Genomic DNA, 23,521 nt, shown 5'->3' on the forward strand with positions numbered 1-23,521 from the left:
GGATGCCCGTCTGCACGGGCATGACAGGAGCAAGACTGTCGCCCCCGCGCAGGCGGGGGCCATGCGTCTCTGCTGACGCCGCCATATTATCAATATCGTGCCCTCTGCCCTGGATGCCCGTCTGCACGGGCATGACAGGAGCAAGACTGTCGCCCCCGCGCAGGCCGGGGCCCATACGTCCCTGCTGACGCCGCCATATTATCAATGTCGTGCCCCCTGCCCTGGATGCCGGTCTGCACGGGCATGACAGGAGCAAGACTGTCGCCCCCGCGCAGGCGGGGGCCCAGGGCAGACGACTGTGCGGGTTGGCTTTGTGATGTTCTGCAGGTGGGCATGGAAACAAAAACGGCCTGCACCAGGCAGGCCGAAAACAGGACTGGCGTCTTGTCCGATCAGGCAAACACGAAGTACTTGCGCACGGTTTCCACTACTTCCCAGGTGCCCTGGAAGCCCGGCTCCACCACAAAGATGTCGCCAGCCTTGAGATGAATGGGTTCACCACCCTCGGGAGTGAGAATGCAGTACCCTTCACGGAAATCACAATATTCCCACTTGGTGTAATTCACCGCCCACTTACCCGGAGTACAGATCCAGGTACCCATGATCTTGCTACCGTCTTCCGAGGTATAGGCGTTGAGGTTAACGGTGTGGGGGTCACCTGACAGTTTTTCCCACTTAGTGGCGTCCAGCAGCACCTGGGGCTGAGTGTCGCGCAGTACCGTGATTTTCTGAGACATGATGGCTCCTTGTTTCATGCCGAATGCTCGTGCATTCGATAAGTTAAATGAGTGTCAGCTGCCCAGTACCACTGTCTTTCCCTGGTACATAAACACTCGCTTTTCAATGTGATACTGAATGGCCCGGGCCAGGGTCACACATTCGATGTCCCGGCCCTTGGCCACCAGATCTTCCGGATAATGACTGTGGTCTACCGCCTGTACGCCCTGGGTGATGATGGGTCCTTCATCCAGTTCGTTGTTGATATAGTGGGCGGTGGCCCCGACCAGCTTAACTCCCTTGGCATAGGCCTGATGGTAAGGCTGGGCGCCCTTGAAACCGGGCAGCAATGAGTGGTGAATGTTGATGGCACGGCCGGCCATCTTGTCGCACAGATCCGGGCTCAGCACCTGCATGTAGCGCGCCAGCACCACCAGATCCGCATCCGACTCCTGCACTATCTTCCACAACTGGGCTTCCTGCTCCGCCTTGGTATCCGGCGTGATCGGCAAGTGGTAATAGGGAATATGGTGCCAGTCGGCCAGTCGCTGCAGATCCGGATGATTGGAAATAATGGCCGGGATCTCAATGGCCAGCTGACCGGTGCGATAGCGGTACAACAGATCGTTCAGGCAATGATCGAACTTTGACACCAGGATCACCACATTGGGCCGGCGGCTGCGTTCGGTCAGCTCCCACGCCATGCCGAATTTTTCGGCACGGCGCGCAAAGCCGTCGCGAAATGCCGCTTCATCGAACTCGCCCTGCTCGGGTTTGCGGAACTCTACCCGAATAAAAAAGTGGCCGGCACGAGCATCGTCAAAGGTCTGCATATCCGCCACATAACACCCCTGCTGAAACAGATAGCCGGTCACCGCATCCACAGTGCCCAGCCGGCTTTCACAGCTGGCGGTAAGGATAAAGGTATCGTGCTGCTCCATGGTGTCGCCTCCCCGACTATGATCGTCCCTTGCAACGGGCCCGGCATACCAGGCCTTGCGTTATGGCCCCCCGCCCTAGCGGGGGTGACGGCCCTCAATGTCATTCCCGCCAGGGCGGGAATCCAGAGCCAGAGTACTTACTTGCCAATCACCAGACCGTATTCCCGGCTGGCATCCTGCAGCCACAGCCACAAATAGTCGGAGAAGCTGCGGCGGATCACCAGCTCAAAGCTTTCAGCACCAGTGCGGCGCAGCAGCACCGTGCTCTTGGCAAACACCGTACCCACACACTTGCCGGTCGGGAAGTTGGACGGGTGCACGTCATAGGGGCACGACTTGCGAATCACCATTTCCGCCTTGGGGCCGGACAGTTCAATCACGGTCTGGCCACCGCTTACATCAGTAATGGCGTAATGTCCGGACAACTGTTCACGCAGCGCCTGCTGCAGCGGGCCTTCCTGCCCGCCTTCGGTGATGATCAGCCATTCGTCAGGAGACAGCCACTGCACCAGTACCTTGTCGTTTTCCACCGAGTGGCTGGCCTGGGTGGGCAGCGCCACACCCAGTACCTTTTCCACGGTTTTGGCAAACAGTTCGTTACCGACATTGCCCCGTAAAATCAGGTGTCCCATAAAGGCTTTTTCGCGCAGCCTGACCTCACCCTGCTGATCCTGCCTGGCCAGCGTCTCCAGGTTGGCGTGATACAGCGGGGACTCCCCCCGCACCTGGCGTTGTACTTCGCTCACTTTGGCGGTGTTGTTAAACATGCTGACGCTCTCCTTTAGGATCATAGAAAACTGTGCTGGTGATTTCGGCTTCCAGCACCCTGCCGTCCGCCAGCGGGCAATACACAGTGTCGCCCATTCGGTTCAGACCATCCTTGACCACGCCCATGGCGATGTTGTGGCCCAGGTTGGCACTGTAATAACTGGAGGTCACATGGCCTACCATCGGCATGGGGATCGGGTGGCTGGGATCCAGCACAATCTGGGCACCTTCCGGAATCACCGTTTTGGCGTCCTTGCACTTCAGCCCCACCAGTTGCTTGCGATCGGTACGCGCGGTGTCTTCACGCGCCCAGGAACGCTGGCCAATAAAGGGGAACGGCTTGTTCTTGCCCACACACCAGCTCATGTTCAGATCCTGCGGCGTCACCGAACCATCGGTGTCCTGCCCCACGATGATGAAGCCCTTTTCGGCCCGCAGCACGTGCATGGTCTCGGTGCCATACGGGGTAATATTGAACTCGGCCCCCGCTTCCATCAGCGCTTCCCACACATGCATGCCGTAGTTGGCCTGCACATTCACCTCAAAGCTCAGCTCACCGGTGAAGGAAATGCGGAAGATACGGCCGTTCACGCCGGCGATGGTGGCATCTTTCCAGGTCATGAAGGGGAAGGAATCACCGGACAGATCCAGATCCTGCACCACCTTTTCCAGCACCTTGCGACTGTTAGGACCGGAGACGGTCATGGTGGCCCAATGGTCTGTCACAGAGGTGAAATACACGTCCAGTTCCGGCCATTCGGTCTGGTGCCACAGCTCCAGCCACTGCAATACGCCCGCGGCCCCGCCGGTGGTGGTAGTCATAATGAAATGATTGTCGCTGATACACGAGGTCACCCCATCGTCGAACACCATGCCATCTTCTTTACACATCAGACCGTAGCGGCAAAAACCAGGGTTCAGTTTGGCCCAGGCGTTGGTATAGATGCGCTGCAGGAATTCCCGGGCATCCGCTCCCTGAATATCGATCTTGCCCAGGGTAGAGGCATCAAGAATACCCACGCTGGTACGGGTGGCCACACACTCACGGTTCACCGCCTGGTGCATGTCTTCGCCCGCCTTGGGGAAGTACCAGGGGCGCTTCCACTGACCCACATCCTCGAACTCGGCACCATTTTTCACGTGCCAGGCATGCATAGCGCTGAACCGGGCCGGGTCGAACAGGTGACCCGCGTCACGGCCGGCAAAGGCACCCATGGTGATCGGGGTGTAGTTCGGACGGAAAATGGTGGTGCCGGTTTCCGGAATGCTTTTGCCCATGGCATTGGCGGCAATGGCCATGCCATTGATGTTGCCGAGCTTACCCTGATCGGTACCGAAGCCCATGGCAGTATAACGTTTGATGTGCTCGATGGACTCAAAGCCTTCGCGCACGGCCAGCTCGATGCCGGCGGCAGTCACGTCGTTCTGGTAGTCGACGAACTGCTTGGGCGCCCGGCTGATGGCGCGGCTGTGCGGCACCAGGAACAGCGCCTGAGCCTGATCTTCCCGCGGATCCGTGGTGTTAACGTCAGCGTCCGTGACATTGGCAGCCAGCTCACCGTAACCCGTGGCTTCGGCCGCCTCACGACCGGCCTTCAGGCCTTCATTGAGCACGGCAGACAGCATATAGCTGCCTTGCACACCGCCGGCGAGCAGCTGCTTTTGCACGGTTTCGCCGGGCACAAAACCAATCACATCGGCATTCCACACCGGACGGGAACCGGTATGAGCGGTCAGGTGTACCACCGGGCTCCAGCCGCCGGAGGTGGCAATGATGTCACAGTTCAGGGACACGGCATCGCCGGTCACCCGGCTGCCGTCACTGGTAACCGGAGCCACTTTGGCACCATTTACCCGCTTCTTGCCGGTGGCTTCAATCAGGCCATGACCGGTGTAGATCTTCACGCCACGGGCCTTGACCTGCTGATAGCGGTCACCGCTGGGGTTGGACCGGCTGTCGACCACCGCCACCACTTCACGGCCCGCTTCCAGCCAGTCAATCGCAGCCTGATAGCCGTAATCATTACAGGTCATCAGCACCAGGCGCTCACCCGGAGCCACGCCATAACGGTTAACGTAAGTGGACAGGGCACCGGCCACATAGCAGCCCGGCAGATCGTTGTTGGCGAACACCAGCGGACGCTCCTGGGCACCGGTGGCCAGAATGACGCGACCGGCACGAATGCGATGGAGGCGCTGACGTGTTTTGCCGGAGATACGCTCACCCAGGTGATCGGTACGGCGTTCCATCACCGACACAAAGTTCTGATCATAGTAACCGGCCGCAGTACTGCGCGGCAGCAGGGTGACATCGGGCAGGTTTTCCAGCTCTCTTACCGCCGCGTCCACCCAAACCGCCGGAGCCTGGCCGTTAATGGGCTGAGTGCTGTGCAGCAGGTGGCCACCAAATTCGTTCTGCTCGTCCACCAGGATCACCCGGGCACCACGACGGCCAGCCGCCAGGGCCGCAGTCAAGCCGGCGGCACCGCCCCCCACCACCAGCACATCGCAGTGGTGGTTAATTTTGTCGTAAGTATCCGGATCCCGCTCGCCGGGCACCCGGCCCAGTCCGGCGGCCTTGCGGATCAGATGCTCGTACTTGGGCCACATGGACTGGGGGTACATAAAGGTTTTGTAGTAAAAGCCGGGAGGCATCATGCTGCCGCCGAGCTTGCCCATCACGCCCATAATGTCCTTATCAACATTGGGCCAGCCGTTGGTACTGGCGGCGGTCAGGCCGTCATACAGCTCGGCCTGGGTGCCGCGAACGTTGGGGATCATGGTGGCCTCAGAGGAGCCCACCTGCAGAATGCAGTTCGGCTCGTCGGCACCGGCAGCCATAATGCCGCGCGGACGGGAGTACTTGAATGAACGGCCGACTACATCCACGCCGTTGGCCAGCAATGCCGAAGCGATGGTGTCACCGGCCAGGCCTTCATAGCGCTTGCCGTTGAAAATAAAGTTGATCGGCTTGCCGGCATCGACCCGGCCCTTGCCCTGAATGCGGTTCTGCTGGCTCATGACTGGCCTCCTTGCTGCGGCTGTTCGCCCACCTTGTAGGTTTCCTGGATTTCATAGGTCACGGTGTGCCGGGTAGCATTAAAGAACTTGCGGCAACCGGCGGCGTGATACCACATCTCGTGATGCAGACCACGGGGGTTTTTGCGCAAAAACAGATACTCAGCCCACTCTTTGTCACTCAGCGCATTGGGATCCGCCGGACGGGCAATGTGCGCCTCGCCGCCGTAGTGAAACTCTTCTTCTTCCCGGTGTTCGCCGCAGTGCGGACAATAAATGTTAAACATTGTCTCTCTCCTTTAGTGGGCAACGCCGGCTGCGCCGTGTTCGTCAATCAGGTGACCGGTGGTAAAACGGTCCACATTAAACGGTTTGGCCAGTGGGTGCGGATCGTCCTTGGCAATGGTGTGCGCAAACACGTTGCCCGACCCCGGAGTGGCCTTGAAGCCACCGGTACCCCAGCCACAATTGAAATACAGGCCCTTGATGTGAGTCTTGGAAATAATCGGGCAGGCATCCGGGCAGGTGTCCACAATGCCGCCCCAGGTCCGGTTCAGGCGCACCCGGCTGAAGATCGGGAACATTTCCACAATTGCCGCCATGGTGTGCTCCACCACCGGGAAGGAGCCACGCTGACCATAGCCCAGATAGCTGTCGATACCGGCACCGATCACCAGGTCGCCCTTGTCGGATTGGGACACATAGCCGTGCACGTGGTTGGACATCACCACGGTATCAAGGATCGGCTTCACCGGCTCGGACACCATGGCCTGCAGCGGGTGGGATTCCAGCGGCAGCTTCATGCCTACCATGTTGGCCATCACCCCGGAGTTGCCGGCAGTGACACAGGCCACCTTGGGTGCCTTGATAAAGCCGCGGGTGGTGTCCACGCCGGTAACGGCCCCGTTCTCACGGCGAATGCCGGTCACTTCGGTCTGCTGGATCAGGTGCACGCCCATGGCATCGGCGGCGCGGGCAAAGCCCCAGGCCACGGCATCGTGACGGGCGGTTCCGCCGCGGGGCTGCCAGGACGCCCCCAGCACCGGGTAGCGGGCATTTTTGGAACAGTCAAGAATAGGCACCAGCTCCTGCACATCCTTGGTGTAGAGCACTTCACTGTCGATGCCGTTCAGGCGGTTGGCACTGACCCGGCGCTCGATGTCACGCATGTCCTGCAGAGTGTGACCCAGGTTAAGCACGCCACGCTGGCTGAACATCAGGTTGTAGTTCAGATCCTGTGCCAGCCCTTCCCACAGTTTCATGGAATGCTCATAGAGCCAGGACGCTTCATCCCACAGGTAGTTGGAGCGCACGATAGTGGTGTTACGGGCGGTGTTGCCGCCGCCCAGATAACCCTTTTCGATCACCGCCACGTTGGTGATGCCGTGCTCTTTGGCCAGGTAGTAGGCAGTGGCCAGACCGTGGCCGCCGCCGCCCACGATGATCACATCGTAGCCTTCGTGCTTGGGCGTGGGATTGCGCCACACTTTCTGCCAGTTTTCGTGGTGAGTCAGGGCGTGCTTGAGCAGGCCAAATCCTGAATATTTCTGCATGAGGGTCACCTGTTATTCCAAATTCATCTCGGGGTTATGCCGCTTAGCGATACACCGGGAAATAGCTGCAAAGGCTGGCCACCTGGTCCTTGACCGAGATAATCACCTCAGGGTCGTCCATGTGCTCCAGAATGTCACAAATCCAGCCCGCCAGCTGGCGGCAATGCTCGGCCTTGAAGCCGCGGCTGGTCACCGCCGGGGTGCCGATGCGCAGTCCCGAGGTGACAAAAGGAGGCTGCGGATCGTTCGGCACCGCATTCTTGTTCACGGTAATGTTGGCATCACCCAGCACCCGATCCGCGTCCTTGCCGGTAATGCCCCGGGCAGACAGATCGAGCAGAAACAGATGGTTCTGTGTGCCGTTAGACACCACATCAAAACCGCGCTGCTGAAACACTTCCACCATGGCCTGAGCATTTTCCACCACCGCTTGCTGGTAGGTACGGAATTCGGGCTTGAGCGCCTCGGCAAAGGCCACGGCCTTGGCGGCGATGGCGTGCATCAGCGGGCCGCCCTGGCCACCGGGGAACACAGCGGCATTGAGTTTCTTTTCCAGCTCCGGGTTTGAGCGGGCCAGGATCAGGCCGCCACGGGGGCCGCGCAGGGTTTTATGGGTAGTGGTGGTCACCACATCGGCAAAAGGCACCGGATTGGGATAGACCCCGGCGGCCACCAGACCGGCAACGTGGGCCATGTCCACAAACAGGTAAGCCCCTACCTTGTCGGCGATGGCACGAAAACGGGCCCAGTCCATGATTTGAGAGTAGGCAGAGAAGCCCGCCACAATCATTTTCGGCTTGTGCTCCAGGGCCAGCTGCTCGACCTGGTCGTAATCCACCTCACCGGTAGCGTCATTCAGGCCATACTGTACGGCATGATAGAGTTTGCCGGAGAAGCTCACCTTGGCACCGTGAGTCAGATGACCACCATGGGCAAGGCTCATGCCCAGCACGGTGTCGCCGGGGGCGCACAGCGCCATATACACGGCGGCGTTGGCCTGCGAGCCGGAATGCGGCTGTACGTTGGCATAACTGGCACCGAACAGTGCCATGGCGCGATCAATGGCCAGCTGCTCCACCTTGTCTACCGCTTCGCAGCCGCCGTAGTAGCGTTTGCCCGGGTAGCCTTCCGCATATTTATTGGTGAGCACCGAGCCTTGCGCTTCCATCACCGCCGGGCTGGTGTAGTTTTCCGAAGCAATCAGCTCGATATGCTGTTCCTGACGGCTGGCCTCTTCTTCCATCGCCGACCACAGTGCCGGATCTGTGTCCTGAATGCGGGTGTGCTTGCTGAACATGTTAACTTCTCCTTGCGCCTGCAAACCCGCCATGCAGGTTTGCGTGTTATCCGTTTTATCAGGGGCCGGTACAGGCCTGCCGCTGTTACATTGCTGGCATACTACTGCCGGCCAGCCGGACAAAGATGCCTGCCTGCGGCTGAATACTGCGTATTTGCGACAAAAAATCACATTGGCGCAACATTCGTGACACAGTACGGTCTCCAGGCCGACCGCCCGGGGAGTGCAAAGGGCATGCCGGCGGGGTAGAATCCGGTGAACACGGTTACCAACAGACTGTGCTCCTTCATCCGGGTGCACTAACGATTAAAAACATGTATCAAGCCAGTGAAAAACGTCTCTTCAGCCACCGGCTGCGTGACACCAACAGCGCTTTCCTGCCTGCCCGAGCTGCCGGCACGGCACCGGTGCGGGTCGGCTTCGTGCTGCAGCCCCATTTCTCGATGATGGCGTTCACCGCCGCCGTCGACGCTCTGGTGACTGCCAACCTGGTCCACTCCACGCCGCTGTTCACCATCAGCAGCTATGGCCTCGACAGCGCCACGGTGTGCAGCGACCTGGCAATTGATATTTCAGCCAATCACACCCTCGACGAACTGCCTCTGGACGGCGATAACGCCCTGGATGTGGTGGTGGTATGTGGCGGATTTCGCTGCGACTTATCCGAGCAGGGTCTGCTTAGCCGCAAACTCAGACTGGCGGCCCGGCGTGAGAGAGTACTGGGCGGGCTATGGAACGGTGCAGTGGCGCTGGCCCATGCCGGCACCCTGGATGGCCTGTGCTGCGCCATCCACCCCGATAACCACAGCTTTGCCAAAGAGCGCTTTTCACGGGTAGAGATCTCCAGCCGGGCCCTGGAAGCAAACAGTCACATTCTGACCAGTGCCGGCCCCAGCAGCGCCCTGGAAATGATGCTGTTGCTGATTGAGCGACTGCACGGCACCGACACGGTACGGGCCATTCGTGAAATTCTGAGCAGCGATCGTCTGGCCGACAGCAGCGAAACCCGGCTCGCCCTGGCGGAAAACGATCCCGCCCTGCCCCGCCCGCTCAGAGATCTGCTGCGACTGATGAACAGCAACATTGAGGAGCCACTCAGTATTGACGAGCTGGCCAGTTATGCCGGATTGTCGCGACGGCGGATGGAACGGTTATTTCAGACCCACCTGCAGGCCACGCCATCGCGCTATTATCTGGAGCTGCGTATCACCCAGGCCCGCCGCCTGCTGCTGCAAAGCGATACCAGCATCGCTAACATTGCGGTGGCCTGTGGTTTTGTCAGCTCGACTCACTTCAGCCACTGTTTTAAAGATTTTTTCGGGGTATCCCCCAGCCAGGCCCGTCAGCTGCGCCGCACCGGGGCCCATGAGTGAACACATTGACAAGTTCTCAGCAGTGGTGATAAGTAATGCCGCTACCAACCTTCAGGGCAGGCGCGATATGGATATCAGCATTCTGATAGTAGAAGATGACAGCATCACCCGACATTGCCTGGTTGACTATTTTCGTCAGGAGCAATACACCGTATACGAAGCAGCCAGCGCTGAGAAAGCAGAAAGTATTATGCAGGATCATAATATTGATCTTATTTTGCTTGATATACAGCTGCCAGGGAAAGATGGTCTTACCCTCACCCGGGAAATTCGTACCCGGGGAAATACCGGTATTATTCTGGTAACCAGCAGACAGGATGAAATAGAACGTATTATCGGGCTGGAATGTGGTGCTGATGAATATGTGTCCAAACCGTTCAATTTGCGTGAATTACTCGCTCGTACAAAGAATCTGGCAGCGCGTGTCCGGGCTGCCGCCCCCGGTAACGAAAACCGGGCCAACCTGCGTCGGTTTGAAAATTGGAAATTAGATCTCGACAGACGTCTGCTGTTAAGTGAAAAAAACGAAACGACGGCACTCACCCATGGTGAATATCAGCTGCTATGCGCATTTATCAATAATGCCGGTCACACTCTGTCACGAGATCAATTAATGGATCGCATTAAAAACCGGGAATGGACTCCCAATGATCGCACTATTGATGTATTAGTAGGCCGGCTGAGACGAAAATTACATGATGCCCCTGCCAACCCGCGTATCATTCTTACCGTACATGGTGCTGGCTATGTCTTTACTCCCAAGGCAGTGCCGTGTTACTGATTTTTCTCACGTTGTTATTGACAACATCTTCAGCAGTCAGTGCAGAGTTATCTGCCATTACCGCCTGTGGTCACCCGGAAATACCTCCCCTGTCCTGGGAGCAGGACAACGAACTGACCGGCATTGCCCCCCATCTGATGCGCAAACTGCTCGCTGAACAGGGCTATACCATCAATATGCAGGTGTTTGGTAACTGGGAACGCTGCCAGCTGGCAGCCAGACGGGGGAAGGTCGACCTGCTGGTCTCCGCCTACAAGACGCACGATCGAGAACAGCACTTTCTGTTCAGCGACACCCCCATGGTGGCAGATCCGGTGGTCTTGTTTACACACTTCGGCAATGGCGGCCGCTCTCCCTGGACTCTTACCAGCAATACGGTCGGCCTGCTGTTTGGCGACAGCTTCGGTGATGAATTTGACCGCCAGGCCGGTCACCACCCCAATGTGGAGCGGGTGTCTACCGGCAGACAAAATTTTCATAAACTGGCACTGGGGCGCATTGACTATATGCCCATCGGACTTGCTACCGGCCGGCTGCAGGCACAAAAGCTGGCGCTGACCGACAGGGTACATCCCCTGCCCGGACTACTGGCCCTGGAACGTTATCATATTGCCATTCCCAAAGGCTCCGTGCTCGAACCCCTGCTGCCGCTACTTTCGGCGAGATTAAACGCACTGGTTGAAGATCATTACATCGAGCGCATTACGCCTTTTTTTGAACAAAAATACCTGGACGCCCCCTGATGAGCACTTTGCTGAGCCTGCTGCCCCGCCACCGGAGGCCGCGTACCCTGAGTTTTCGCCTGTTCTGGCTGGTTATTGGCGTCAGTCTGTGCTTTACCCTCCTGTCTACAGCCGTACAGGTCTGGATGGATCACCGTAAAATCAGTCAGGATATGGATAAACGGCTGGCACTGATCGAAGAAAGCTATCTGGACGGACTGTCCCAGAGCCTGTGGGATCTGAACCTGCCTCAGGTCATGCTGCAACTGGACAGCATGCTCGACATGCCGCACATGGCCAGTCTTACCGTCACCGGTGACGGTCTGGAGCAGCCGCTCACCCTCAGCAAAGGGCCGGATCACGACGGCGTTAACCCGCACAGCTTTGAACTGATTTACCCGAGTCCGGTACTGGGGCTGCAAAGCGTCGGCCAGCTTGAAGTTTCCTTCAGCCGGCAAAGCATTCGTCATCAGCTGTTTTCACGCGCACGCACTATTTTGCTGGGGCAGTCACTGACGGTACTGATGATTGCCCTGAGCCTGATGCTGGTATTTCGGCGGAGGGTTACCCGTCATCTGGAGCACATGGCCAGCTATGTCGAGCAGATAGGCAAAGGCCGCCCCGGGGCTGAACCGCTCAACCTGTCTCGTAACCCCGGCGAGCTGTCCGACGAACTCGACACCCTGGTGGGTGCCATCAACAGCATGCGTCAGTCGGTGGAACGCCGCCAGAGCGAACTGCAGCATGACAAGGAAAAACTCGAGGCACTGGTCGACAAACGCACGCTGAACCTGCGCCAGGCTAAAGAAGAAGCAGAAGCAGCCAACAACGCCAAATCCCGTTTTATTGCGAATATGACTCACGAGCTGCGCACCCCCATGAACGGCATCATGGGCACCCTGACCCTGCTCAAGCCGGCACTGGAAAACCGCTCCGAGAAAGGTCTGCTCGACACGCTGCAGCACTCGGCAGACCACCTGCTGATGCTGCTGAACGACGTGCTTGATTATGCCGCACTGGAACAAGGACCACTGCCGGAAGAGCCGGCACCGTTTGCCCTGAGCGAACTGCTGGAAAGCACCATTGCCATGATGCAGGGCTATGCCGGTGCCAAACAGATCCGACTCAGACTGAACGCCCCCGATACCCTGCCCTGGCTGTCGGGCCATGCCGGCCGGGTGCGCCAGGTACTGATTAACCTCTTATCAAATGCCATCAAATTTACCAGTGAAGGCGGACACATCAGACTGACGGTACGTCCGGTAAGCAAGGGCTGGCAGTTTGTGGTTGAAGACAATGGCATTGGTATTGCCAGCGAGCAGCAGGATCGCATTTTTGAACGCTTTACCCAGGCTGACGAAAGCATCGGCCGCCGTTATGGCGGTACCGGCCTGGGCCTGGCGATTTCCCGCCGCCTGATTGAAGCCATGGGGGGAACACTGCATCTAGACAGCACACCCGGCCAGGGAAGCCGGTTCAGCTTTACGCTGCCACTCACACAGGTGGCCGCCCAGATTAAGGATCAACACACCGAACTGGCCGCCCTGCCCAGTCTCAGTCTGTTACTGGTGGAAGATGTGGCCATTAACCGGGGCATTCTCACGGCACTGCTGGAGCAACATCATCACCTTGTCAGCCAGGCAGAAAGCGGTGAGCAAGCTCTGGAAATAGCACGCCAGCAGGCCTTTGATGTGATCCTGATGGACATGCACCTGCCCGGCATGGACGGACTGGAGACCAGCCGGCATCTGCGTGAACAAATTACCGGCCTGAATCAGAGCACCCCCGTTATCGCACTGACCGCCAGCGTCACACCGGAGGACATTCGCCGTTACCTGGACGCCGGCCTCAAGGCCGTGGTGGCCAAACCGGTGCAATGGCCCCGGCTGACTCAGGCACTGGCCCGGGCCATGGACATCAAGCTGCAGCCCGAGCTGGTGCTGGAGCAACCTCTGCTGCAGGAACACTTGCGGGTACTGGGCCGGGGCCGGCTGCTGGCCATGGTAAAAAGTTTTACCGGGGAGCTGCCCGCAAGAACGGCAGAGCTGCAACGGGCCATTGAACATGAAGATCATCACGAGCTCGCCCGCCTGGCCCATCGCCTGGGTGGCACCGCAGGCATGCTGGCACAAACCCGGCTGGCGGACGCGCTGGCCGAGCTGGAGCAGGCCGCCAATGCACAAACTTCCTTCCGGCAGCTGCCCGTCAATGCCCTGGAGCGTATTATACGGGACACCCGTAAAACTCTGACCGTGCTATGTCAGCGTCTGGAAAACAAAAAATAACACAAATTATTTACAAAAAATTACAAATAGTGAAACAGTAATAAACATTCTCTCATTAGCCTGAGACCGTTACATATTGCCTCCCGGCACTTATCGGGAGGGCTCAGGCTCAAGGAGAGAACCATGACAATCAACAAACCCCACAAACCCGGCTTCTGGCTGGCCTGTCTGCCCATCGCCCTCACCTTTATGGTGCTGGGTGTGCAACTGTTTTACTTCGGCAATTTTACTCCCCATATTCCCCTCGCCATCGGCGTGGCCGTCACCGCACTGATCGGCTGGCTGCGTGGCTATCGCTGGAATGACATGGAAGAGGGCATGATGCACGTGGTGCGTCTCGGCCTGCAGTCGGTAGGGATTCTGATCATCGTGGGCATGATTGTCGGCATCTGGATTGCCAGCGGCACTGTTCCCTATCTGATTAAACTGGGCCTAAGCTTAATTTCACCGGAACTGTTCCTGGCGGCATCCGTGCTGATCTGCACCGTGGTATCGCTGTCGCTTGGTACCTCCTGGGGCACCACCGGCACCGTGGGTCTGGCGCTGATGGGCATCGGCAACGGCTTTGACATTCCCATGTACTGGACTGCCGGGGCCGTAGTGTCGGGCGCCTTCTTCGGTGACAAGATGTCGCCGCTGTCCGACACCACTAACCTGGCCCCCGCCGTCACCGGGGTCAACCTGTTCGACCACATCCGTAACATGCTGCCCACCACCATTCCCGCCATGCTCATTGCACTGGTTATTTACCTGGTGGCAGGCTTTGCTCTGATTGGCGATCAGTTGGTCAATTTTGCCCGTATAGACACCATTATTAACGGCCTGGAGCAACACTTTGCACTGTCCTGGAGCCTGCTGCTGCCGCTGGTGGTTACCATTGGCCTGGCGCTGAAGAAAATGCCGGCCCTGCCCACCCTGTTTGCCGGTGCTCTGCTGGGGCTGGCCACCGCCATGCTGACCCAGGGGGTCGGCCTGCAACAGGCTTTTGAGTTTATGTTCAGTGGTTACCAGATTGACACCGGCGTGCGCGAAATCGACACCCTGCTCAACCGGGGCGGCATTCAGAGCATGACCTGGGTGATCACCCTGATGCTGGTGGCCCTGGCCTTTGGCGGCGTGCTCGAGCGTACCGGCTGTCTGGAAGTCATTGTGGAAAAAATACTGAGCCGGGCCAAAAGCTTTGGTGCCCTGCAGTCTTCCGCCATTGCCACCTCGGCCATGACCAACGTGGTGGGCGGCGATCCTTATCTGTCCATTGCCCTGCCCGGCCGCATGTATGCCCCCGCTTACAAGACCAAAGGCTACTCACCGCTCAATCTGTCCCGCGCCTGTGAGGAAGGCGGCACCCTGATCTCACCGCTGATTCCCTGGAATGCCGGCGGGGCCGTGGTGATCACCGCCCTGGGGCTCGGCATCTCCGACGGCAACACCGAGAACCTGCTGTATATTCCGCTGGCCTTCGCCTGCTGGCTGTCGCCGCTGATCGGCATGGCCTATGCCCACCTGGGCTGGTTCTCGCCCAAGGCGTCGGCCAGTGAAAAGGCACAGTGGCAACAGGAAGCCGCCGAACTGGCTGCGCCGGCACCAGCAAAGTAGTACTGCTCGAATAACATAAAAAACGGGCCATCCGGCCCGTTTTTGGTGCTCTGTTAATTCCGTTATCGACGTGTCCGGACCAGCCACAGTAGCGAAGTCTATTTGCCGAACGCCAGGTCACGCAAAAACAGGGCTGTTTGCGGCATCAGTATCAGCAGTACCGCAACCGTAATTAACATGATAACAAATGGCAGAGACCCCTTAACCACATCCATATAACGCCGGCGAAATACCGCCACCGCGGTAAATATATTACAGCCAAAAGGAGGAGTGACGGCTCCAATAGCAACCTGCAGGGTAATAATAACCCCAATCAGTACCTTATCCAGCTCCAACCGTTCAATTTCAGGCAGGAAAATGGGCACCAGGATCAGGATAACCACAATGGAATCAACGAACATACAACCAACAAAGAACGCAATGGAAATGGCCAGCAACAGCCCGACTTCCGTCGCGTCGTTTAACCCCAGCCCGGCCATAATGGCCTGAGGGATCTGGGCAAATGAAATCACCCACGAAAAGGCACTGCCCACCGCCACCAGAATAAATACCACAGCGGTAATCAGCCCGGTAGACTTGGCAATACCAAGCACATCCTTAAAATTTAATTCACGAAATATAACAACTTCCAGCAGCAGGGCATAGAGCACACAAATCGATGCAGCTTCGGTAGGACTGAACAGACCACCATAAATACCGACAACCACAATAATGGGGAAACCAAGCGGCCAGACAGCTTCCCTGGTTGATTTCATTTTTTCGTTCCAGCTGGATCTGGCGACTGTTGGCACCTGATGTTTAACGGCGAAGAACACGGAATAAGCCGAAAATAAAATCAGGATCAGTAAACCGGGCACGACACCGGCAATAAACAACTCTGATATAGATGTTTGTGAAATACCGCCATAGATAATCATGCCAATGCTGGGAGGAATAAGCAGTGCAATCCCACTGGCACTGATGATCAATGATAGTGAAAACGAGTCCTTATACCCGTTCTGAATAAGTTTAGGATGAAGCGGTGATCCCACCGCCACCACAGTGGCCTGAGTAGAGCCTGATACGGCACCGAACATGGTACACGCGGCTGCAGTACTGACTGCCAGTCCACCTTTGTAGTGACCAATATAGGCCATTACCATCTCAATCAGCTTGTTGGCAGAGCGCCCCTTGGTCATGATGTCCGCCGCCAGAATGAACATGGGCACCGCAATCAGTGAGGCGGGCCTGATGCCGGCAAACATCTGCTGAATCATAAAGTGAGAGCTATCAAAGCCACTAAATTGTATATAAAAGCCAATGAGGGTTGCTACCAGCATGGGGATCATCATGGGAAATCCAAGCAGTAACAGCAATACCATCGCGATCAGCATTAATGAGGTCATGTCCATCTCTATCCCCTAAAGTTCTGCCACAGTGTCGTGCTGCTGGTTAGTCACCTCACTGGCCAGGAAGACCTCTGTATTAAAGAGATTTTTAATTCCGGCAAGAAAGTATTCCATACCAGTGATAAACAGGCTGATGGGTGCCCATAGATAAATGGTGTATACCGGTATTTGCAATGCCGGCAACAGTTGCCCGCGCGGTGCAATCCATAATATATACTTTATTGAAAAATAGCCGATGACCAGAATACAGATAGCAGTAACGAAAGAAATGATGATCATCAGAACTTTCTGATATTTCTTTGGAAGGGCATCAAAAATGGCTGTCATCCGGATATGACTGCCATGGCGGGCAGCAAAACTTGTTCCGGCGAATGTGATAAGAATAATCAGAATGCTGTTCACCTCCTCAGCAAAGAACAGACTGTTATTAAAAATAACACGACCAATAACATTAAAGATATTGTTAAATGCCATTAACAATACACTGATAACCAGTATGGCGCCTTCCACTTTATTAATGATGCCAATAAAGTAATGGTAAGCTGATTTTATCTGGTTGGGAGACGAGGTTTTCATCAGCAGGTCCTTGGATCTTTAGAGTACGATTGTGGTGCAGTAAACCCTGCACCACAGAAAGGAGCTTACTTGCCGCTGGCTGCCTGTAAATCTGCTTCCATTTGTTCAAGAATCGCTTTCCCTGAATCACCGGTCATGGTGACAAACTTTTCCTTTACCGAGGAAGAAGCTTCGCGGAAGCGCACTCGCTTATCCTCATCGAGTGAAACCAGCTTGATATCCGGCTTGGCAGCCTTGACCTTGGCAATGGACTCTTCTTCCAGCCCTTGCTGATATTCAAGAATGTAATCCGTAGCCTCGCCGATCGCTTTCTGAATCAATGCCTGATCTTCCGCCGGCAAACCGTCATAAAAGCGTTTGTTAGCCATCACCGCAGTGGTGAAAATGTTATGACCAATATCGGTGATCACCTCAGATACTTCATACATCTTGGTTGACTCGATATAGAACATGGGATTTTCCTGCCCCTGAATCATTTTGGTTTGCATCGCACCAAATACTTCTCCCCAAGGCAGCGGTGTCGGTACAGCACCAAAAGACTTATAAGTTTCAACCAACAATGGTGAAGTCATCACGCGGATCTTCACACCATCCAGATCCTCAGGCGTTTCAAAGGGCTGCTGAGTAGTAATATGCACCCGGCCCTCGGGGAACATGCTCAATAATTCCAGGTCTCTTTCTGCGTAAAGCTTGGGAAACGTTTCGTTAATGACCTTGGAATTTTTAAAGAAATAGTTAATTTCGCTTTGCTTTTCAGGAAGAACATACGGCATCAGGAAAATCTGAGCTTCGGGTATCAGGCTGCCAGTAAAACCAGGTGACTGATCAACAAATTGCAGAATACCGGCCTGAGCCTGCTCCATCACATCAACAGACTCTCCCAGTGTACCGAATGGATAGATTTGAACCTTGTGACTGGAATTGGCTTCAACCACTTCCTTAAACCTGGTCGCATAAACGCCCTGGACTTCGCTCAGGCTTTCTTCAATGGCATAACGCCAGTTAGCGGCATTGGCCTGTAGAGAGCACAACGCCAAAGCAGCGACAGAAATGTTGGTGGTAAGACTCCACGCTTTCTTACTCATATCAGTAATCCCTCTGATGATTTATTTTACTTTAATAAAAGTGGGTTTGGCGGCAGCCTCTGAAGCCCGTTCCTCACCGCGCTTTAACACTGATTTCTATGGCTGATAATTTAAGTGCTCTTGTACTCTACCGAAGCCGATGGAGGATTTTTTTTGTGTCATAGGGGCAGATGTTGCGACTTCTTCTGTTATTGGCCTCTACAACAGAAAATCTGTGTCTTACAAACGAATGGCCACCCTATCAAAGCAAGCTCAAACCATTGATAAAATTGACTTTAAAGGCACCACCTATCACCTTAAGGAGGTACCTGACCGGCGTTGATCCCGCTCAGGGAAAGGTCCAATATGGGGACAAAAGAGCACCAGGTCGTCACAATACGGAGGTATGTCAGCCGCACGATAAGCAAGTCATCAGACAGTGGAAGTCAGGAGAATTTTTTTATTTTTTAAAGCAAATAAAACGATTGACACAATTAAATAAACTGTTGTGTACTGGCGCCATCTGAAATGGGTCTGACAATACGGTGAGACAAGTATCGTTATTGTGATAATTTTATTTTATTAAGCATATTCTGTCTGGGTCATGGAATAGTGATCATGGAAGAATCATATTACTTATTCCAAAAAGGCATGATGCCTGATGAGGTAATTCGCATGGATGAATATTGCCAGCATACTATTTCGTTTTATGCCGCTATCTCACCGGCACGAAACCGTATCCTTCTAGTAAAAGGCCAGTTCCCCCTCGATCGCTAATATGCGGTTGAGTCGGTGACCACGGCCGATTCAACCGCACATCCCCAAAAAGAAATGCCACTTACTGACTTCCCTCAGGGGAAGACAGGGCTTGGTGGTCCCGATTGACATTGATGAGATGTACCCCATGCATAACCATGTTCTCAATTTCGCTATCGAAGAATACCAGCAGCGGCTGGCCAAAGTACGCGCAGCCATGGACAAGCACGAAATCCACACCCTGATTGTGCACGATCCGTCCAATATTGCCTGGCTAACCGGCTATGACGGCTGGTCTTTCTATACTCCGCAGGTTGTAGTGGTCAGCATGACCGGCGAGCCTATCTGGTATGGCCGGCAAATGGACTCGCATGGTGCAAAACGCACTGTTTATATGCTGGAAGAAAACATTACCTGGTACCCGGACCATTACGTGATGAACCCGCCGCTGCATGCCATGGAGTACCTGGCCAACCAGATCCTCAAACCCAGAGACTGGGCCCGCGGCAATATCGGCATTGAGATGGATAACTACTACTTCAGCCCCACGGCTTATCTGGCGCTGACGGAAAACCTGCCGGATGCCACCCTGGTGGACGTTACTTCTCTGGTCAACTGGTGCCGGGCCGTCAAGTCGGAAACCGAACTTAAATACATGCGTATTGCCGCACGTATTGTTGAAAATATGCACCAGGCCGCCTACGACATGATCGAGCCCGGTTTGCCCAAAAACCGTCTGGTCGCTGAAATATACCGGGTGGCGATGGAGGGACATGAGGGTCATTTTGGCGACTATCCGGCCATTGTTCCCATGCTGCCCTCGGGCAAGGACGCCTCGGCTCCGCATCTGACCTGGGATGAGCGTCCGTTCAACAACAACGAGGGCACCTTCTTTGAAATTGCTGGCTGCCACCGCCGCTATCATTGCCCGATGTCCCGTACTATCTATCTGGGGCAGCCCAGTGATAACTTTCTGCGTGGCTCCGAAGCCCTCAATGCCGGACTTGAAGCCGGCCTGGCCGCCGCCAGACCCGGTAACCGCTGTGCCGATATCGCCGATGCCCTCAACGCCACCCTGGCAGAATACGGCTTCGACCGTGAAGGTGCCCGCTGCGGTTACCCTATCGGTCTAAGCTATCCACCGGACTGGGGTGAGCGCACCATGAGCCTGCGTAACACCGATCAGACCATTCTGGAGCCGGGTATGACCTTCCACTTCATGCCCGGATTATGGCTCGACGACTGGGGCATTGAAACCACCGAAAGTATTGTCATCACCGACACCGGGGTCGAAACCCTGTGTAACTATCCGCGTCAACTTTTCGTGAAGAGGTAACGACTCATGCAGGCAACCACCATTACCCCCACAGTGGATTTCGAACAGGATGGCAAGCAGCACGGTTTTCTGAAATTGCCCTACTCCAGTGATCAATCGGCCTGGGGCTGCATCATGATCCCAATCACCGTGATTAAAAACGGTGAAGGTCCCACCGCCCTGCTCACCGGTGGCAACCATGGCGATGAATACGAAGGTATCACCGGCCTGCTCAAGCTGGCCAACCGCCTGACTCCTGAGCAGATACGGGGCCGGGTGATCATCGTGCCGGCCATGAACTATCCGGCGGTGAGAAACGGCAGCCGTACATCTCCCATCGATCAGGGCAACATGAACCGCAGCTTCCCCGGTGATCCGGCAGGCACCATGACCCAACGTATTGCCGACTATTTCAGCCGTTATCTGGTGCCCATGTGTGACTATGCACTGGATATTCACTCCGGTGGCAAGACCCTCGACTTTATCCCGTTCTCCGCCGCACACCGGCTGCCGGATCCAGCCCAGGAAGCCGCCTGCATCGAAGGAGCCAGGCTGTTTGGCGCCCCCAATACGGTGGTGATGTTCGAACTCGATACCGCTTCGCTGTACGACACCGCCGTGGAATCACAGGGCAAGGTTTTTGTCACCACCGAGCTGTGTGGCGGCGGCACCAGTACCCCGGAAACCATTGCCATGGTGGATCGCGGCCTGCATAACTTCCTGCTCTTCTCCGGCCTCACTCAGGGAGATTACCAGTTACCCGACACCCCGCCCCGCCTGCTGGATATGCCCGATGGCTCCTGCTACATGATGAGTGAGCACCATGGACTGCTGGAAATGCACGTGACGCTGGGTGATGAGGTGAAAGCAGGCGACCTGGTGGCATCCATCCACACCCTGGAACGTACCGGCCAGCCACCGGCAGAATACCGGGCCCGGCGTGATGGCATTCTGGCCGGACGCCGTCACCCTTCCTTGATCGATATCGGAGATACCTTCGCGGTACTGGCCGTTGATGTGACTTGTTAACAAAAAACTGCAATTTATTAAACAAGGGCTGCTAGTTACCACCAGCAGCCCTTTGTATACTGCAAGAAATTTTTCAAAAACGTAAACAGGTAGTAACAATGCGTCTGGATCGTTACGACATCAAAATTCTGCACATACTGCATCAGCAGGGCCGCATCACCAAGTCGGGGCTGGCCGAGGCGATCAACCTGTCGGTCAGCCCTTGCTGGGAACGAGTCAAACGACTGGAAGATGCCGGCATCATTCAGGGGTATGGTGCCCGTATTAATACCGACATCCTGTTCAAACGCACCCCGGTGATGGTGGAAGTCACTCTCAAACAGCATAATGCTGATGCCTTTCACCGCTTCGAAAGAGCCATGATGCAATGCGAAGAAGTGGTGGACTGCTTCGCCACCGGCGGCGGCGTGGATTACATTCTGCGGGTGATGAGTGAAGGCATTGACCACTACCAGCGACTGATCGACAGCTGGCTGGTATCGGAGCTCGGCATTGAGCGCTACTTTACCTACATTGTGACCAAAACCATCAAGCAGCGATCTGCCAAACTGGAGTTTTCGCCGGAAATGCTGGCATAGCACACCGCCGGGCCGGTGCCCTCTCCTTCCCTGTCACCGGTCCTGTTCCCGCTCCAGCAAAAACATCATTTTTTACCCCGAACTCCAGAAAAATTGCCCCTTTTGGCTCCGGGCAACAAAAAGTATTCCCCGGCTATCCCACCTAGAATGACCTCATAGCAACAACCCGTCCCCCTAGAGCAAACTGGTGGTGTTTATGAGCCTTCCCTTACAAGACAGCTTCGACAGCAAGGTCACCGAAGCGATTATGCCTTATCTGCAGGACCCCCGCCTGGTGCGCGAACTGGCCTATATCAACGGCAAATGGGTTAGCGCCAGCCAGGACGTTCCCGTACTGAATCCGGCTACCGATGATGTGATTGGGCACTGTACCCAACTGCAGCCACAGCAAATCTCACAGGCGATTGATGCCGCCGAACAGGCACTACCCGCCTGGCGTGCGCTGATGGCCGACGAACGCGCCGCCATTCTGATGCGCTGGCACGATCTAATCCTGGAGCACAAGGAAGATCTGGCCACCCTGATGGTGCTGGAGCAGGGTAAATCCCTGGATGATGCCCGCGGCGAGGTCAACTACGGTGCTTCCTTTATCCGCTGGTTTGCTGAAGAGGCACGCCGGGCCTATGGCGACACCATTCCCAGCCATATACCCAATGCTCAGCTGGCCACCATTCGTGAGCCTATTGGCGTCGCGGCCCTGATCACGCCCTGGAATTTCCCCCACGCCATGATCACCCGCAAGGCCGCAGCGGCTCTGGCCATCGGCTGCACCGTGCTGGTCAAGCCCGCGAATGAAACCCCCTTTTCGGCACTGGCTCTGGCCGAGCTGGCCGAGCGAGCCGGCTTCCCGGCTGGTGTCTATAACGTGATCCCCGGTGACGGAGCCGAGGTGTGCTCGGTGTTGTGCCGGTCCGATAAAGTCAAGGCTCTTTCCTTTACCGGCTCAACCCGGGTGGGCAAGCTACTGCTGGAGCAGGCCGCCGCCACCGTCAAGAAATGCTCCATGGAGCTGGGCGGCAACGCTCCCTTTATTGTGCTGCCCGACATGGACATCACCGCCGCCGCCAAGGCCGCCGTGGATGCCAAATTCCAGACCGCCGGCCAGGACTGTCTGGCCGCCAACCGCATTTTTGTGCCGCGCGACAAATACGAGGCATTTCTCGCCGCCTTCGCCGCCGAAATGGCCGCCATAAAAGTAGGTAACGGCTTTGATGACGGCGTCACCATGGGCCCGCTGATCTTCCGTCAGGCCGTGACCAAGGCGCGGGAAATTGTCGACGACGCCATTGCCAAAGGTGCCCGGCTGATCGCCGGTGACCAGAGCCAGGCACCGGGAGACAACTTTTTTATGCCCACCCTGCTGGCCGACGTAACCCCCGAGATGAAGGTGTTCCGTGAAGAAAACTTCTGTCCGGTAGCCGGGGTGCTGCCCTACGACAGCATTGACGCGCTGATCCCCCTGGCCAACGACACCGAATACGGCCTGGCCGCCTATGTTTACGGTCACGATATTCGCCATATCTGGCAACTGATGCGCGGTCTGGAGTTCGGCATGGTCTCGGTCAACTCGGTAAAAATGACCGGCCATCCGATCCCCTTCGGCGGCGTCAAGCAATCCGGCCTGGGCCGTGAAGGCAGCCGTCATGGCTTCGATGAATACAGCCAGCTCAAATATTACTGCCTGGGCGGCATGCCGACCGTCAGCGGCAGCTGAACCTGATAGATGGAATTACACAGCAACGACACGTACTGATTACAGGAGTA

Annotated in this window: 20 protein-coding genes; 10 read left to right on the top strand and 10 right to left on the bottom strand. The window is 56.3% G+C overall.

Annotated elements, in window-relative coordinates; genetic code table 11:
* Positions 1-392: 392 nt before the first annotated feature.
* The 7 genes from B6S09_RS07005 to glyA all read right to left on the bottom strand — a co-directional run bounded on the left by B6S09_RS07005 (position 393) and on the right by glyA (position 8,294).
* On the bottom strand, positions 393-737 hold the full coding sequence (locus B6S09_RS07005; protein WP_094199003.1) for a cupin domain-containing protein: 345 nt from the start codon (positions 735-737) through the stop codon (positions 393-395).
* A gap of 54 nt (positions 738-791) precedes the next feature.
* Positions 792-1,658 (bottom strand): formyltetrahydrofolate deformylase, encoded by an 867-nt coding sequence (gene purU / locus B6S09_RS07010; protein ID WP_094277796.1) that lies wholly within the window; start codon positions 1,656-1,658, stop codon positions 792-794.
* 137 nt (positions 1,659-1,795) lie between these two features.
* A complete protein-coding gene (locus B6S09_RS07015) occupies positions 1,796-2,425 on the bottom strand; it encodes a sarcosine oxidase subunit gamma (protein ID WP_094277797.1) in 630 nt (209 codons plus the stop codon).
* A complete protein-coding gene (locus tag B6S09_RS07020; RefSeq protein WP_094277798.1) occupies positions 2,418-5,447 on the bottom strand; it encodes a sarcosine oxidase subunit alpha in 3,030 nt (1,009 codons plus the stop codon). The genes B6S09_RS07015 and B6S09_RS07020 overlap by 8 nt, the downstream gene beginning before the upstream one ends.
* Positions 5,444-5,731: a sarcosine oxidase subunit delta gene (locus B6S09_RS07025; RefSeq protein ID WP_094277799.1), complete on the bottom strand. Its 288-nt coding sequence runs from the start codon at positions 5,729-5,731 to the stop codon at positions 5,444-5,446. The genes B6S09_RS07020 and B6S09_RS07025 overlap by 4 nt, the downstream gene beginning before the upstream one ends.
* Positions 5,732-5,743: 12 nt before the next feature.
* The gene (locus B6S09_RS07030; protein ID WP_094277800.1) at positions 5,744-6,997 is read right to left on the bottom strand and encodes a sarcosine oxidase subunit beta family protein; all 1,254 of its coding nucleotides are present in this window, start codon (positions 6,995-6,997) and stop codon (positions 5,744-5,746) included.
* Between the two features lie 43 nt (positions 6,998-7,040).
* On the bottom strand, positions 7,041-8,294 hold the full coding sequence (glyA, locus tag B6S09_RS07035) for a serine hydroxymethyltransferase (RefSeq protein ID WP_094277801.1): 1,254 nt from the start codon (positions 8,292-8,294) through the stop codon (positions 7,041-7,043).
* A gap of 314 nt (positions 8,295-8,608) precedes the next feature.
* Between glyA and B6S09_RS07040 the strand changes: the two genes are divergently transcribed.
* The 5 genes from B6S09_RS07040 to nhaC all read left to right on the top strand — a co-directional run bounded on the left by B6S09_RS07040 (position 8,609) and on the right by nhaC (position 15,051).
* Complete coding sequence (locus B6S09_RS07040; RefSeq protein WP_094277802.1) at positions 8,609-9,667, top strand: GlxA family transcriptional regulator; 1,059 nt, start codon at positions 8,609-8,611, stop codon at positions 9,665-9,667.
* Complete coding sequence (locus B6S09_RS07045; RefSeq protein WP_279586641.1) at positions 9,660-10,448, top strand: response regulator; 789 nt, start codon at positions 9,660-9,662, stop codon at positions 10,446-10,448. The genes B6S09_RS07040 and B6S09_RS07045 overlap by 8 nt, the downstream gene beginning before the upstream one ends.
* Positions 10,439-11,191 carry a substrate-binding periplasmic protein gene (locus tag B6S09_RS07050; RefSeq protein ID WP_094277803.1) on the top strand — a complete coding sequence of 251 codons (753 nt, stop codon included), beginning with the start codon at positions 10,439-10,441 and terminating at the stop codon, positions 11,189-11,191. Before B6S09_RS07045 ends, B6S09_RS07050 begins: the two co-directional genes overlap by 10 nt.
* Positions 11,191-13,455, top strand: a complete 2,265-nt coding sequence (locus B6S09_RS07055) for an ATP-binding protein (protein WP_094277804.1) — start codon at positions 11,191-11,193, stop codon at positions 13,453-13,455. The genes B6S09_RS07050 and B6S09_RS07055 overlap by 1 nt, the downstream gene beginning before the upstream one ends.
* A gap of 123 nt (positions 13,456-13,578) precedes the next feature.
* Entirely contained in the window at positions 13,579-15,051 is a 1,473-nt protein-coding gene (gene nhaC, locus B6S09_RS07060; RefSeq protein WP_094277805.1) for a Na+/H+ antiporter NhaC, read from the top strand.
* A gap of 98 nt (positions 15,052-15,149) precedes the next feature.
* On the opposite strand, the gene B6S09_RS07065 is transcribed toward nhaC, so the two are convergent.
* The 3 genes from B6S09_RS07065 to B6S09_RS07075 form a co-directional block, all read right to left on the bottom strand.
* Complete coding sequence (locus B6S09_RS07065) at positions 15,150-16,436, bottom strand: TRAP transporter large permease (RefSeq protein WP_094277806.1); 1,287 nt, start codon at positions 16,434-16,436, stop codon at positions 15,150-15,152.
* A gap of 15 nt (positions 16,437-16,451) precedes the next feature.
* The gene (locus tag B6S09_RS07070; protein WP_094277807.1) at positions 16,452-17,015 is read right to left on the bottom strand and encodes a TRAP transporter small permease; all 564 of its coding nucleotides are present in this window, start codon (positions 17,013-17,015) and stop codon (positions 16,452-16,454) included.
* Between the two features lie 65 nt (positions 17,016-17,080).
* A complete protein-coding gene (locus B6S09_RS07075) occupies positions 17,081-18,100 on the bottom strand; it encodes a TRAP transporter substrate-binding protein (protein ID WP_166670284.1) in 1,020 nt (339 codons plus the stop codon).
* A gap of 597 nt (positions 18,101-18,697) precedes the next feature.
* Between B6S09_RS07075 and B6S09_RS18440 the strand changes: the two genes are divergently transcribed.
* The 5 genes from B6S09_RS18440 (at position 18,698) to B6S09_RS07095 (ending at position 23,471) form a co-directional block, all read left to right on the top strand.
* Entirely contained in the window at positions 18,698-18,856 is a 159-nt protein-coding gene (locus B6S09_RS18440) for a hypothetical protein (protein ID WP_166670285.1), read from the top strand.
* Positions 18,857-18,983: 127 nt separating this feature from the next.
* The gene (locus tag B6S09_RS07080) at positions 18,984-20,171 is read left to right on the top strand and encodes a M24 family metallopeptidase (protein ID WP_094277808.1); all 1,188 of its coding nucleotides are present in this window, start codon (positions 18,984-18,986) and stop codon (positions 20,169-20,171) included.
* A 6-nt stretch (positions 20,172-20,177) separates the two neighbouring features.
* Positions 20,178-21,179 carry a N(2)-acetyl-L-2,4-diaminobutanoate deacetylase DoeB gene (gene doeB / locus B6S09_RS07085; RefSeq protein ID WP_094277809.1) on the top strand — a complete coding sequence of 334 codons (1,002 nt, stop codon included), beginning with the start codon at positions 20,178-20,180 and terminating at the stop codon, positions 21,177-21,179.
* A gap of 98 nt (positions 21,180-21,277) precedes the next feature.
* Entirely contained in the window at positions 21,278-21,757 is a 480-nt protein-coding gene (locus B6S09_RS07090) for an Lrp/AsnC family transcriptional regulator (RefSeq protein WP_094277810.1), read from the top strand.
* A gap of 196 nt (positions 21,758-21,953) precedes the next feature.
* A complete protein-coding gene (locus B6S09_RS07095) occupies positions 21,954-23,471 on the top strand; it encodes an NAD-dependent succinate-semialdehyde dehydrogenase (protein ID WP_094277811.1) in 1,518 nt (505 codons plus the stop codon).
* Positions 23,472-23,521: the final 50 nt, after the last annotated feature.

Source organism: Oceanimonas baumannii (assembly GCF_002245495.1).
In the GTDB taxonomy this organism is placed as follows: Bacteria; Pseudomonadota; Gammaproteobacteria; order Enterobacterales; family Aeromonadaceae; genus Oceanimonas; species Oceanimonas baumannii.